This window comes from Streptomyces sp. NPDC052036 (assembly GCF_040680495.1).
Lineage (GTDB): Bacteria > Actinomycetota > Actinomycetes > Streptomycetales > Streptomycetaceae > Streptomyces.
On the sequence record NZ_JBFAWW010000013.1, the window covers coordinates 132918 to 144993 of the forward strand.

The 12076-nt window shown below is 71.7% G+C and carries 12 protein-coding genes; 6 read left to right on the forward strand and 6 right to left on the reverse strand.

Annotated features, from left to right (window positions below; all coding sequences use genetic code 11):
- Window positions 1–63: 63 nt before the first annotated feature.
- The 3 genes from AB0L95_RS19900 to AB0L95_RS19910 form a co-directional block, all read right to left on the reverse strand.
- Window positions 64–1011, reverse strand: a complete 948-nt coding sequence (locus AB0L95_RS19900) for a beta-ketoacyl-ACP synthase III (protein ID WP_365163001.1) — start codon at window positions 1009–1011, stop codon at window positions 64–66.
- A 171-nt stretch (window positions 1012–1182) separates the two neighbouring features.
- Window positions 1183–1311: a hypothetical protein gene (locus tag AB0L95_RS19905; protein WP_365163003.1), complete on the reverse strand. Its 129-nt coding sequence runs from the start codon at window positions 1309–1311 to the stop codon at window positions 1183–1185.
- The gene (locus tag AB0L95_RS19910) at window positions 1286–2611 is read right to left on the reverse strand and encodes an OFA family MFS transporter (RefSeq protein ID WP_365163005.1); all 1326 of its coding nucleotides are present in this window, start codon (window positions 2609–2611) and stop codon (window positions 1286–1288) included. The genes AB0L95_RS19905 and AB0L95_RS19910 overlap by 26 nt, the downstream gene beginning before the upstream one ends.
- Before the next feature lie 261 nt (window positions 2612–2872).
- On the opposite strand from AB0L95_RS19910, the gene AB0L95_RS19915 reads away from it, so the two are divergent.
- From AB0L95_RS19915 to fdhD, 5 genes are read left to right on the forward strand one after another with little or no spacing between them, the layout of a single operon-like run.
- Window positions 2873–3844: a 2-dehydropantoate 2-reductase gene (locus AB0L95_RS19915; protein WP_365163007.1), complete on the forward strand. Its 972-nt coding sequence runs from the start codon at window positions 2873–2875 to the stop codon at window positions 3842–3844.
- Window positions 3841–5760, forward strand: coding sequence for a molybdopterin-dependent oxidoreductase (locus AB0L95_RS19920; protein WP_365163008.1), 1920 nt, complete (start codon window positions 3841–3843; stop codon window positions 5758–5760). Before AB0L95_RS19915 ends, AB0L95_RS19920 begins: the two co-directional genes overlap by 4 nt.
- A gap of 4 nt (window positions 5761–5764) precedes the next feature.
- Window positions 5765–7588: an NAD(P)H-dependent oxidoreductase subunit E gene (locus AB0L95_RS19925; RefSeq protein WP_365163010.1), complete on the forward strand. Its 1824-nt coding sequence runs from the start codon at window positions 5765–5767 to the stop codon at window positions 7586–7588.
- On the forward strand, window positions 7585–8445 hold the full coding sequence (locus AB0L95_RS19930) for a 2Fe-2S iron-sulfur cluster-binding protein (protein WP_365163012.1): 861 nt from the start codon (window positions 7585–7587) through the stop codon (window positions 8443–8445). The genes AB0L95_RS19925 and AB0L95_RS19930 overlap by 4 nt, the downstream gene beginning before the upstream one ends.
- Window positions 8446–8452: 7 nt before the next feature.
- Complete coding sequence (gene fdhD / locus AB0L95_RS19935; protein WP_365163013.1) at window positions 8453–9301, forward strand: formate dehydrogenase accessory sulfurtransferase FdhD; 849 nt, start codon at window positions 8453–8455, stop codon at window positions 9299–9301.
- A 71-nt stretch (window positions 9302–9372) separates the two neighbouring features.
- Here the strand turns inward: fdhD and AB0L95_RS19940 are convergent, their stop codons facing one another.
- A complete protein-coding gene (locus tag AB0L95_RS19940; RefSeq protein ID WP_365163015.1) occupies window positions 9373–10188 on the reverse strand; it encodes a LysR substrate-binding domain-containing protein in 816 nt (271 codons plus the stop codon).
- 130 nt (window positions 10189–10318) lie between these two features.
- On the opposite strand from AB0L95_RS19940, the gene AB0L95_RS19945 reads away from it, so the two are divergent.
- Window positions 10319–11038: an SDR family oxidoreductase gene (locus AB0L95_RS19945; RefSeq protein WP_365163017.1), complete on the forward strand. Its 720-nt coding sequence runs from the start codon at window positions 10319–10321 to the stop codon at window positions 11036–11038.
- Between the two features lie 36 nt (window positions 11039–11074).
- Here AB0L95_RS19945 and AB0L95_RS19950 read toward each other — a convergent pair whose 3' ends face one another.
- Window positions 11075–11602 carry an isochorismatase family protein gene (locus AB0L95_RS19950; RefSeq protein WP_365163018.1) on the reverse strand — a complete coding sequence of 176 codons (528 nt, stop codon included), beginning with the start codon at window positions 11600–11602 and terminating at the stop codon, window positions 11075–11077.
- A gap of 19 nt (window positions 11603–11621) precedes the next feature.
- Window positions 11622–12062: a MarR family winged helix-turn-helix transcriptional regulator gene (locus AB0L95_RS19955; RefSeq protein ID WP_365163020.1), complete on the reverse strand. Its 441-nt coding sequence runs from the start codon at window positions 12060–12062 to the stop codon at window positions 11622–11624.
- Between the last annotated feature and the right edge of the window lie 14 nt (window positions 12063–12076).

Here is a 12076-nt window from a genome sequence, read left to right on the forward strand (position 1 = left end):
ACCGCACGGCCCTCAGGGACGCGCATGGACACACGGCAGCGGGTCACCGAGACCCGGGACCGCTCACGGACAGCGGACGACCTGGCCCGCGTACGACAGGTTTCCGCCGAAGCCGAAGAGGAGCACCCGGTCCCCCGAGGAGATCTCCCCGCGTTCCACGAGCTTGGACAGGGCGAGCGGGATGCTGGCCGCCGAGGTGTTGCCGGACTCGGTGACATCGCGGGCGACGACCGCGTTGACCGCGCCGAGCTTCTCGGCGAGCGGCTCGATGATGCGCAGGTTGGCCTGGTGCAGCACGACCGCGGCGAGATCCTCGGGCGCGGTGCCGGCCCGTTCGCAGACCTGCCGGGCGATGGGCGGCAGCTGGGTGGTGGCCCACCGGTACACGCTCTGTCCCTCCTGCGCGAACCGCGAAGGCGTACCCTCGATGCGCACCGCGTGTCCCATCCCGGGCACCGAACCCCACAGCACCGGCCCGATCCCGGTCTCGGCGCCGGCGGGGCAGGCCTCGACCACGGCGGCCCCGGCGCCGTCGCCGACCAGCACACAGGTCGTACGGTCGGTCCAGTCCGTCACGTCGGACATCTTGTCGGCGCCGATGACGAGCGCCCGGGTGGCCGCGCCCGCGCGCACGGTGTGGTCCGCGGTGGCGAGGGCATGGGTGAAGCCAGCGCAGACGACGTTGATGTCCATCGCAGCGGGCTGCGGGATGCCGAGGCGTGCGGCGACGCGGGCGGCCATGTTCGGCGAGCGGTCGACGGCGGTGGAGGTGGCGACCAGGACCAGGTCGATGTCGCCGGGGGCCAGGCCCGCCGCCGCGAGCGCCTTGGCGGCGGCGTGCGCGGCCAGCTCGTCGACGGGCTCGTCGGGGCCGGCGATGTGGCGTGTACGGATGCCCACCCGTGATCTGATCCACTCGTCGCTGGTGTCGACCATGCCCGCCAGGTCCTCGTTGGTGAGCACCTTGGCGGGCTGGTAGTGGCCGACGGCGGCGATGCGTGAGCCGTGCATGGGTGGTTCCCCTCCGTTGCCGTGGGTAGCGGATCCACCAGTCTGATCAGTGACTCACGGGTACGACGGCAGGTGAAGCGACAGGATTGGTGCGTCCGTGTTGTCGGCTTCCCGCAGACTCTCGGACGACCGAACATCCACGGCACCCCCGCCCAAGGCTCCTGCGGCGGTTCACCCGCTGATCAGTTGCTTCGCCTTCAGTACCAGCTCGTACAGGCCGCAGCACAGGGGTGCCCCCACCCACAGCCAGGCGAGGACGGTCAGGGCCCGCCGCTCAGGCGGGCTGCTCTCGCCGACCATCGGCGGCCTCCTTCGGTGCGGAGAGGTGGTGGCGGGGGTGGACGGGCCGGACCAGTTCGTTGGCGATGAATCCGATCACGAGCAGACCGATCATGATCATGAACGACAGGCCGTAGAGATCCGGGCCGTGCTTCCCGGCCGCCTTCTGGTGGTCCGCGATCCAGTTCACGATCAGCGGCCCGAGGACTCCCGCGGTCGACCAGGCGGTGAGCAGCCGGCCGTGGATCGCCCCCACCTGGTAGGCCCCGAACAGGTCCTTCAGATAGGCGGGGACGGTCGCGAAACCACCGCCGTAGAAGGAGAGGATCACCAGCGCGCAGAGGATGAACAGGGGTTTGGAGGAGTCGCCGAAGGACGCGATGAGCAGGTACATCAGCGCGCCCACGCCCAGATAGACGCGGTAGATGTTCTTGCGGCCGATCAGGTCGGAGGCCGAGGACCAGCCGATGCGGCCAGCCATGTTCGCCGCCGACAGCAGGGCGACGAAGCCGGCGGCCGCGGAAACCGACACGGGCGTCGAGGTGTCCGAGAAGAAATCCGTGATCATGGGCGCGGCCTTCTCCAGGATGCCGATGCCGACGGTCACGTTCATACAGAGGACGACCCACAGGCACCAGAACTGGGGGGTGCGCACGGCGCTGCGGGCGGAGACCTGCACACCGTCGACGACGCTCGGCCCGTCCCCCACGGGCTGCTCGCTGCGCGGCACCCGCACCAGCACAACGCCCAGCGACATGAAGACGGCGTACACGAGCCCGTGCACCAGGAACGCGAGGGCGATCCCGGAGTGGTCGGAGCCGAACGACTGCAGCATCTGCGCCGACCAGGGCGAGGCGATGAGCGCGCCGCCGCCGAAGCCCATGATGGCGATGCCGGTGGCCATGCCGGACCGGTCCGGGAACCACTTGATGAGTGTGGAGACCGGCGAGATGTAGCCGATGCCGAGACCGATACCGCCGACGAACCCGTAGCCGAGGACGATCAGCCAGTACTGCTCGCTCGCCGCGCCGAGCGCGGAGATCAAAAAGCCGGAGGAGAAGCAGACGAGGGCCACGGTCATCGCCCAGCGTGGCCCGTTGCGTTCGACGAGGGTGCCGCCGAACGCGGCGGACAGGCCGAGCATGACGATGGCGAGCTGGAACGGCAGGGCGCTTTCAGTGCCGTTGAGGTGGAGCGCGGATTCCAGGGGCGGTTTGAACACGCTCCAGGCGTACGCCTGGCCGATGGAGAGATGGACGGACAGAGCGGCGGGCGGCACCAGCCAGCGGCTCCATCCCGGGGGCGCGATGGGAGGGCTCATGGGCTCGAACGGTAGGCAGCGGGGCGGGTGTTGAGAACCCGTCGCGTCGACGGTATGCGGTGAACGGTATCCAGGGCGCGGCGAACGGTCGTGTCGAGCGGTGTGCCTGCGCGGACCCTTGCCGAGGCAAGTTCCATACTGTAGACAATATTTCGTCGACACGCTTCGGCGCTCCTTCGTCGGCACTTCTTCATCGACGCTCCTTGTCGATCCGACGTCCCCCACCTCCGCGGTACTCCCTCGACCGAACGGAGTGTTCCCGTGAAAGTCGCAGTCCTCGGCGCCGGTGCGATCGGCGCCTACGCCGGCGCCGCGCTCCACCGTGCGGGCGCCGATGTGCATCTCATCGCCCGTGGACCGCATCTGGCGGCCATGAGGCGGCACGGCGTCCAGGTGCTCAGCCCTCGCGGCGACTTCACCGCGCACGTCCACGCCACCGACGACCCGGCCGACGTCGGCCCGGCCGACTATGTCCTCCTGGGCCTCAAAGCCCACGCGTACGCGGCGTGCGGGCCGCTGATCGCGCCGCTCCTGCACGACACCACGGCGGTCGTGGCCGCCCAGAACGGCATTCCCTGGTGGTACTTCCACCGACACGGCGGCCCCCATGACGGCCGCCGTGTCGAGAGCGTGGACCCGGGCGGCGCGGTCAGTGCGGTGCTCGCGCCCGAACGGGCCATCGGCTGCGTCGTCTACGCGGCGACCGAACTGGAGGGCCCGGGGGTCGTACGCCATCTCGAAGGCACCCGGTTCTCCGTCGGCGAGCCCGACCGGAGCGTCTCGGCGCGCTCTGCGGAGTTCAGCGGGGCGATGCGGGCGGGCGGGCTCAAGTGCCCGGTGGAGCCGGACCTGCGCAACGACATCTGGCTCAAGCTGCTCGGCAACATCTCCTTCAACCCGATCAGCGCGCTGGCCCGCGCGACCATGCGGCAGATGTGTGTGCACGGCGGCACCCGCAGCGTCATCGCGACCATGATGACCGAGACCCTGACGGTCGCCGAGGCCCTCGGCTGCACGGTCGGCGTCTCCATCGAACGGCGGCTCGCGGGCGCGGAACGCGTCGGCGACCACCGCACCTCCACGCTCCAGGACCTGGAGCGCGGCAGACCGCTCGAACTCGACGTCCTGCTCGCCGCCGTCGTCGAACTGGCGCAGATCACCGGCGTCGAGGTGCCCACCCTGCGCACCGTGCACGCCATCTCGGACCTGCTCGCGCTGAGGAGCGCCGCATGAGGAAACGAGAACCCAGGACCTACACCCGGCTCACCCGCCCGCTCGTCCGGGACTCTCGCGACGAGCCGTTCCGCGAGGCGAGCTGGGACGAGGCGCTGGACCGTACCGCCCGCGGACTCGCGGCGGCCCGCGGCGCGTTCGGGATGTTCTCCTGCGCCCGCGCCACCAACGAGATGAACTACGTGGCGCAGAAGTTCGCCCGGGTCGTCATGGGCACCAACAACGTCGACTCCTGCAACCGCACCTGCCACGCCCCGAGCGTCGCGGGCCTGTCGGCCGCCTTCGGCTCGGGCGGGGGTACGTCGTCGTACGAGGAGATCGAGCACACCGACGTCATCGTGATGTGGGGCTCCAACGCCCGCTTCGCGCACCCGATCTTCTTCCAGCACGTGCTGAAGGGGATCAGGAACGGCGCCCGGATGTACGCGGTCGACCCTCGCCGCACCACGACCGCCGAGTGGGCGGAGAGCTGGCTCGGCCTGAACGTCGGCACCGACATCCCGATGGCGCACGCGATCGGCCGCGAGATCATCCACGCGGGGCTGGTCAACGAGACGTTCGTGGAGCGGGCGACCTCCGGCTTCGAGGAGTACCGCGAGCTGGTCGAACCATGGACGCTGTCGCTCGCCGAGAAGGTGACGGGCGTACCGGCCCGCGCCGTCCGCGAGTTGGCGCACGCCTACGCACGCGCCGAGCGCGCCCAGCTGTGCTGGACCCTCGGCATCACCGAGCACCACAACGGCACCGACAACGTGCGCGCGCTGATCAACCTGTCCCTGCTGACCGGCCATGTCGGCCGCTACGGATCGGGCCTGCAGCCCCTGCGCGGCCAGAACAACGTGCAGGGCGGCGGCGACATGGGCGCCATCCCCAACCGGCTGCCCGGCTTCCAGGACATCCTGGACCCCGGGACGCGGCACAAGTTCGAGGCCGCCTGGGACACCGTGATCCAGCCGCACTACGGGCTGAACCTCACGGAGATGTTCGAGGCGATGGAGGACGGCACGCTGAGGGCCGTCTACTGCATCGGCGAGAACCCGGCGCAGTCGGAGGCGGACAGCGAGCAGGCGGTACGGCGGCTGCGGGCGCTCGACTTCCTCGTCGTACAGGACATCTTCCTCACCAAGACCGCCGAACTGGCGCATGTGGTGCTGCCCGCGACCGCCGGCTGGGCGGAGACCGACGGCACGACGACCAACAGCGAGCGGCGGGTGCAGCGCGTACGGCGTGCCGTCACCCCGCCCGGCGCGGCCCGCGAGGACATCGACATCCTCTGCGCCCTGGCGGCCCGCCTCGGCCACGACTGGAAGTACGCCGACACCGAGGCGGTCTGGAACGAGCTGAGGTCGGTCTCCCCGGACCACTACGGGATGACCTATGCGCGTCTGGAGGAGCACCAGGGCATCCAGTGGCCCTGCCCGAGCACCCACGGTCTCGAACCGGGCTATCTGCACGACCGGTTGTGGGCGGCGGACCCCGCCGAGCGCGGCGCCCTCGCGCCCTTCGGTCTGGTCCGGCACGATCCGCCCGTCGATCTCACGGACGAGGAGTTCCCGATCCGGCTGACCACCGGGCGGCGGCTGGACTCGTACAACACCGGGGTGCAGAGCGGCGGTTTCGCCTCCCCGCTGCGGCGCGGCGAGAGTGTCGAGCTGTGCCCGGAGGACGCGGAGCGCTACGGGGTGGTCGTCGGCGAGGACGTCCGGGTGAGCTCGCGGCGGGGGTCGGTGGTGGCGCCGGTGTGGATCGACCCGGCGTTGCGGCCCGGACTCGCCTTCATGACCATGCACTTTCCCGACGAGGTGGACACCAACCAGCTGACGATCGAGGCCAACTGCCCGATCGCGGGCACGGCGGAGTTCAAGGCGTCGGCGATCCGTATCGAGAAGCTTCCGGCGACGACCCGTGTGAGGTGATGGCGTGGACCTGCACTTCGGCGACAGCGAGCCGACGGCCGAGGAACGGGCGGCCGTCGACGCCCTGCTCGGCCCTCCCGAGTCGGCGTGGGAGGGTGCCGACCGCACCGAGACGGACCTCAGGTGGGCCCGCGGCGGACGCGCCGCCCGGGACCGCCGCGAGTTGCTGCTGCCGGGGCTGCACGCGATCAACGACCGGATCGGCTGGATCAGCGCGGGCGCCCTGGACTATCTGTGCCGGCGGCTGACGGTGCCGCCCGCCGAGGCGTACGGGGTCGCCACCTTCTACGCGATGTTCTCGGTCGCGCCGCGGCCCGCGACCGTGCTCCATGTCTGCACGGACCTCGCCTGCACGGCTGCCGGGGCGGACGCGCTGTGCGCGGGGATCGAGGCCCGGCTCGGGCCCGGCAGCGGTGTCGGCGTCGAGCGGGCCCCCTGCCTCGGCCTGTGCGAACGCGCTCCGGCGGCGCTCGCGATCAGGGCCGGGGATCCGGTGTGTACAGCGGTGTCGGCGCCGACGACGGTGCGGGCCGCCGTGCTCGCCGCGAGCGCTCCCGACTCGGCGCCGCGGGAGCCCCCGGCGCGGCGGGCGGTTCCCCAGGCCGGCGACCCCTCGCTGATCCTGCTGCGCCGGGTCGGCGTCGTCGACCCGGCCTCGCTGGACGACTACCGCGCCCACGGCGGCTATGCGGCCCTGCGCCGGGCCTTCGCGCTGGGCCCCGCCGGGGTGATCCGCGAGGTGACCGACTCGGGTCTGGTCGGGCGCGGCGGCGCCGCCTTCCCCACCGGCCGCAAGTGGCAGGCCACGGCGTCCCAGCCCGATCGCCCGCATCACCTGGTGTGCAACGCCGACGAGTCCGAGCCGGGCACCTTCAAGGACCGCGTGATCATGGAGGGTGACCCGTACGCGCTGGTGGAGGCGATGACGATCGCGGGGTACGCGATCGGTGCGCAACGGGGCTGGATCTATCTGCGCGGCGAGTACCCGCGCGCGCTGCACCGGCTGGAGCACGCGATCGGCCGGGCCCGCGCGCGGGGTCTGCTCGGCGACGACATCCTCGGCCAGGGGTACGCCTTCGACATCGAGATCCGCCGGGGCGCGGGCGCGTACATCTGCGGTGAGGAGACCGCCCTGTTCAACTCCATCGAGGGGTACCGGGGCGAGCCGCGCAGCAAGCCGCCGTTCCCGGTGGAGAAGGGGCTGTTCGGCAAGCCCACCGTCGAGAACAACGTGGAGACGCTGGTCAACGTCCTGCCGATCCTGACCCAGGGCGCGAGGGCCTACGCGGCCATCGGCACGGAGCACTCCACCGGGCCCAAGCTGTTCTGTGTCTCGGGGAGCGTCGCACGGCCGGGCGTCTACGAAGTGCCGTTCGGCGTCACCCTCTGCGGGCTGCTGGAGCTTGCCGGGGTGCGGCCGGGGCTGCGGGCCGTGCTGCTGGGCGGCGCGGCCGGCGGCTTCGTACGTCCCGACGAAACGGACATCCCGCTCACCTTCGAAGGCACCCGCCGGGCGGGGACCACGCTCGGCTCGGGGGTCGTCATGGCATTCGACGGCACCGTGCCGCTCCCCCGGCTGCTGTTGCGGATCGCCGAGTTCTTCCGCGACGAGTCGTGCGGACAGTGCGTGCCCTGCCGGGTGGGGACCGTGCGGCAGCAGGAGGCGCTGCAGCGGATCGTGGAGCGCACGGGCGCGGCGGCCGCCGAGGACATCGCGCTGCTCAGGGACGTGGGCCGGGCCCTGCGGGACGCCTCGATCTGCGGTCTCGGACAGACCGCGTGGAACGCCGTGGAATCCGCAGTCGACCGTCTGGGGGCGTACGAATGACCGCGATACCGCTCGGGGTGCCGCGCCGGCTGGTCGAGTTCACCCTCGACGGGCAGCCGGTCAGGGTGCCCGAGGGCTCGACGATCCTGGACGCCTGCCGGGATGCCGGGAAGGACGTCCCGACCCTCTGCCAGGGCGACACGCTCACCCCGAAGAACGCCTGCCGGGTCTGTGTCGTCGAGGTCGAGGGCGCGCGCACCCTGGTGCCGGCCTGCTCGCGCAGGGCGGAGCCCGGCATGGAGGTCGGGACCGACACCGAGCGCGTCCGCCACAGCCGCAGGCTGGTACTGGAACTCCTCGCGTCCTCGGTGGATCTGTCGACGACCCCGAGGGCCGCCGAGTGGCTGAAGGAGTACGGCGCGGAGCCGGACCGCTTCGGCCCGGACGCGGCCCGGCTGGGCGAGCAGCCCCGGATCGACAACGAGCTGTATGTGCGCGACTACGACAAGTGCATCCTGTGCTACAAGTGCGTGGACGCCTGCGGCGAGCAGTGGCAGAACACCTTCGCGATCGCCGTGTCCGGGCGCGGCTTCGACGCCCGTATCGCGGTCGAGCACGACGGTCCGCTGACCGGGTCGGCGTGTGTGTACTGCGGCAACTGCATCGAGGTGTGCCCCACCGGGGCGCTGTCCTTCAAGTCGGAGTTCGACCGGCGCGCCGCGGGTACCTGGGACGAGTCGGCGCAGACGCGTACGACGACCGTGTGCGCGTACTGCGGTGTGGGCTGCAATCTCACCCTGCACGTGCAGGACAATGAGATCGTGAAGGTCACCTCCCCGCACGACAACCCGGTGACCCACGGCAACCTCTGCATCAAGGGCCGTTTCGGCTACCAGCACGTACAGAACCGGGGCTGATCAGAACATGGGACGAGTCACGGAACGACGCAAGGTGATCCGCATCCGGGACGGCGCGGTCTCCACCCGCCCGGACACGCTCGTCGCGGAGGAGCCACTGGAGATCCGGCTCAACGGCAAGCCGCTCGCGATCACCATGCGCACCCCGGGCGACGACTTCGCGCTCGCGGCCGGATTCCTGGTCAGCGAGGGCGTGCTCGGCGCGGCTGACGAAGTGCGCAACATCGTCTACTGCGCCGGGGCGACCGTCGACGGATCGAACACGTACAACGTGGTGGACGTGCAGACCGCACCGGGCGTGGTCATCCCCGACATCACCCTCGAACGCAATGTCTACACGACCTCGTCGTGCGGGCTGTGCGGCAAGGCGAGCCTGGACGCGGTCCGTACGACGGCTCGCCGGCCCATCGCCGACAACCCCCCGGTCCGGGTGGACCCGGAGCTGCTCGCGAGCCTCCCCGACCGGCTGCGGGCCGCCCAGCGGGTCTTCGACCGGACCGGGGGGCTGCACGCGGCGGCGCTGTTCACCGAGGACGGGCAGCTGCTCGACATCCGGGAGGACGTGGGCCGGCACAACGCGGTCGACAAACTGGTCGGGCGCGCCCTGCAGAGCGGGGACCTGCCCCTTTCCCGGACTCTGCTGCTGGTCTCGGGCCGTGCCTCCTTCGAGCTGGCGCAGAAGGCCGTGATGGCGGGCATCCCGGTGCTGGCGGCGGTCTCGGCGCCCTCGTCGCTGGCGGTCGACCTGGCCGCGGAGACCGGTCTGACGCTGGTGGGCTTTCTGCGGGGCAGCTCCATGAACGTGTACGCGGGCGAGGACCGCATCACCCTGCGGACCGCGGCCGCCCAGGGCTGACCGGCTCCCCGCGGCACGGCGGCGGGGCCCCCACCGGCGGGGAGCGCCCCCTGCGCCGCAAGGGCCCCGTCTCAGCCCCGTTCCTGGGCGACCCGGGCGAACGCGGCGATGAGGGGTGAGCGGCGGCTCGCCTCCCAGGCGAGGAGGACCTCGTCGGGCTCGGCGTCGGGCACGGGAACATAGGTGATGTCCGGGCGGGAGTACTGCTCGGCGACGGACTCCGGCACCAGGGTGATGCCGGTGCCCGCCGCCACGCACTCGAACTTCTCCTCGATGGTGCGGATCGGCAGGTCGTCGGGGCCGGGCTGGGCGTAGGTGAGCCGGGGTTCGTCCGCGAGGTCGGCCAGGGACAGCTCCTGCTTGTCCGCGAACCGGTGACCGGCGGGCAGCATCGCGACCCGGGTCTCGCTGAACAGCGGGAGCAGGCCGAGGCCCCGCTCCCGGACCGGGCGGCGCACATAGGCCACATCGACGGTGCCGTCCAGGATCAGCTCTTCCTGGTCGTCCCATTCCACTCTCCGAGCATGTACCTGGATCTCGGGATGAGCGGCGCCGAACGTGCGCAGGGCCCCGGTGACCACCACCCCCGCACGGAACCCGACCACGAGGCGCCGGGGGCCGCGTGCGACCCGGTGCACCCGGCGGCGGGTGGCGTCCGCGGCGGCGAGCAGGTTCCGTGCGTCGTCGAGGAGCTGACGTCCCGCCGCCGTCAAGGCGACCCCGTGGCTGTCCCGTCGGAACAGCGTGGCGTCGAGGTCCTTCTCCAGGGCCCGGATCTGACGGCTGAGAACGGGCTGGGCGATGTGCAGGCTCTCGGCCGCGCGCCCGAAGTGCAGTTGTTCGGCGACCGCCGTGAAATAGCGGACCTTCCGCAGGTCGAGGTCCATGGCCGGCCCCCTTCCGTCGCCGGGTGGCGATGCCTTCAGGGTATCGCCACCGCCGGAAGAGGTCTTGGACGGCGGGGTGGCGGCGGGCGCAGGCTGGATCACGTCGGACCAGTACGAAAGGGGCACCGGTATGGGCCTGCAAGGACAGCGGATCGTCGTCGTCGGCGGCACGTCGGGCATCGGACTCGCGGTCGCGGAGGCGGCCGCGCGGGAGGGGGCGGAGGCGGTGGTCGCCTCACGGCGGCAGGAGAACGTGGACGCCGCGCTGCGGCGGCTGCCGGAGGGCACCGGGGGCCGGGCGCTCGACGCCACCGACGAGGACGCGGTGCGCGCCTTCTTCGCGGCGGTCGGGGACTTCGACCACCTGGTCTACACGGCCGGTGAGTCGTTGCTGATGGAGAGCCTGGCCGAGTCGGATCTGACGCGGGCGCGGCGCTTTCTGGACACCCGGCTGTGGGGCGCGTACACGGCCGTCAAGCACGGGGCCCCCAGGATCCGCGAGGGCGGTTCCGTGGTGCTGACCACGGGGACCGCGGGGCGCAGGCCGCTGCCCGGCACGACCGTGGCCGCGAGTCTGTGCGGCGCGATGGAGTCGCTCACCCGGGCGCTGGCCCTGGAGCTCGCCCCGGTCCGGGTGAACGTGGTCTCCCCCGGTCTGGTCCGCACCGAACTGTGGCGGGGGATGACCGGGGAGGACCGGGACGCGCTCTTCGAGGCCGCCACCGCCTCGCTCCCGGTGGGGCGGGTGGGGACGCCGGACGATGTCGCGGAGGCGTATCTGTATCTGATGCGCGGCGGCTACAGCACCGGCTCGGTGGTGGTCGTGGACGGCGGCGGTCTGCTGGTCTGACGGCCGTGCCACCGCAGGCGGTGGAGGCCGGGCCGGTCACCCCGTGGTCAGTCGCACCTGCGAGGCCGTCACGACCGATCCCAGACGCGGGAAGTCGAGCCGGACCGACGCCTCGTGCTCGGCGGTGGTGAACGCGGCCATGGCGTCCTCGACGAAGACGAGGGCATAGCCGAGGTCGGCGGCGGCGCGGGCGGTGGACTCCACGCCCAGGTTGGTGGCGATCCCGCCGAACACCAGGGTGGTGACGCCCCGTTGCCGCAGGTGCTCGTCGAGCTGGGTGCCGTGGAAGCCGCCGATCGTCCCCTTCACCACCTCCAGGTCGCCGTTCCTGAGCAGGCCGTCGGCCAGTCCGCTGCCGGGCGGCTGTTCGGCGACCATGGGGCGTTCGACGCGGATCAGCACGACGAGCGCGCCGGCCGCGCGGAACGTCTGCGCCAACTCCTCGGCGGCGTGCAGGACTTCGGTGCCCTTGCGGGGCTCCAGCGGCAGCGCGACGATGCGGTCCATCAGATCGACGAGCACAAGCGCGGTGCGCGCGGGATCGAGTGTGAGAGGTGCGGTCATGACGGAACGTTAGCCGTCGTCAGCCCTCCGTGCCCGAGATCCGGATCAGCAGATCCATGAAACGGTCGCGTTCGGCCGCCGAGAGCGGCGCGAGCAGGGTGTCGTTGGCCTGGCGGGCGGCCCTCTCGCAGCGCTCCAGCAGCCGTCCGCCGTCCGGGGTGAGCGACACGGCGTTCTTGCGCCGGTCCCTGGGGTCCGGCGCGCGCATCACGAGCCCCGCGGACTGCAGGTCGTTGAGGACGCCGACCAGGTCCTTGGGGTCGAGTCCGATGCCGCGGCCGAGGTCGGCCTGGGCGACCGGGGCGAGATCGCGGACCGCGGAGAGCACCACGTGGTGCCACATCTTCAGGCCTTCGGCGGCGAGCGCCTCGGCCACCAGGGCACGACCACGGGCGGCGGCGCGGCCGAGGAGCCAGCTCGGGAGGGAGCGGATCGCGGTCAGGGGAGGTTCGGCGGCCATGGCAGCAGCCTAAC

Coding starts and splice junctions, on each gene's coding strand:
- AB0L95_RS19910 (WP_365163005.1), bottom strand. CDS start 2,611: ATGAGCCCTCCCATCGCGCCCCCGGGATGGAGCCGCTGGCTGGTGCCG.
- AB0L95_RS19945 (WP_365163017.1), top strand. CDS start 10,319: ATGGGCCTGCAAGGACAGCGGATCGTCGTCGTCGGCGGCACGTCGGGC.
- fdhD (WP_365163013.1), top strand. CDS start 8,453: ATGGGACGAGTCACGGAACGACGCAAGGTGATCCGCATCCGGGACGGC.
- AB0L95_RS19930 (WP_365163012.1), top strand. CDS start 7,585: ATGACCGCGATACCGCTCGGGGTGCCGCGCCGGCTGGTCGAGTTCACC.
- AB0L95_RS19905 (WP_365163003.1), bottom strand. CDS start 1,311: ATGGTCGGCGAGAGCAGCCCGCCTGAGCGGCGGGCCCTGACCGTCCTC.
- AB0L95_RS19920 (WP_365163008.1), top strand. CDS start 3,841: ATGAGGAAACGAGAACCCAGGACCTACACCCGGCTCACCCGCCCGCTC.
- AB0L95_RS19950 (WP_365163018.1), bottom strand. CDS start 11,602: ATGACCGCACCTCTCACACTCGATCCCGCGCGCACCGCGCTTGTGCTC.
- AB0L95_RS19900 (WP_365163001.1), bottom strand. CDS start 1,011: ATGCACGGCTCACGCATCGCCGCCGTCGGCCACTACCAGCCCGCCAAG.
- AB0L95_RS19940 (WP_365163015.1), bottom strand. CDS start 10,188: ATGGACCTCGACCTGCGGAAGGTCCGCTATTTCACGGCGGTCGCCGAA.
- AB0L95_RS19955 (WP_365163020.1), bottom strand. CDS start 12,062: ATGGCCGCCGAACCTCCCCTGACCGCGATCCGCTCCCTCCCGAGCTGG.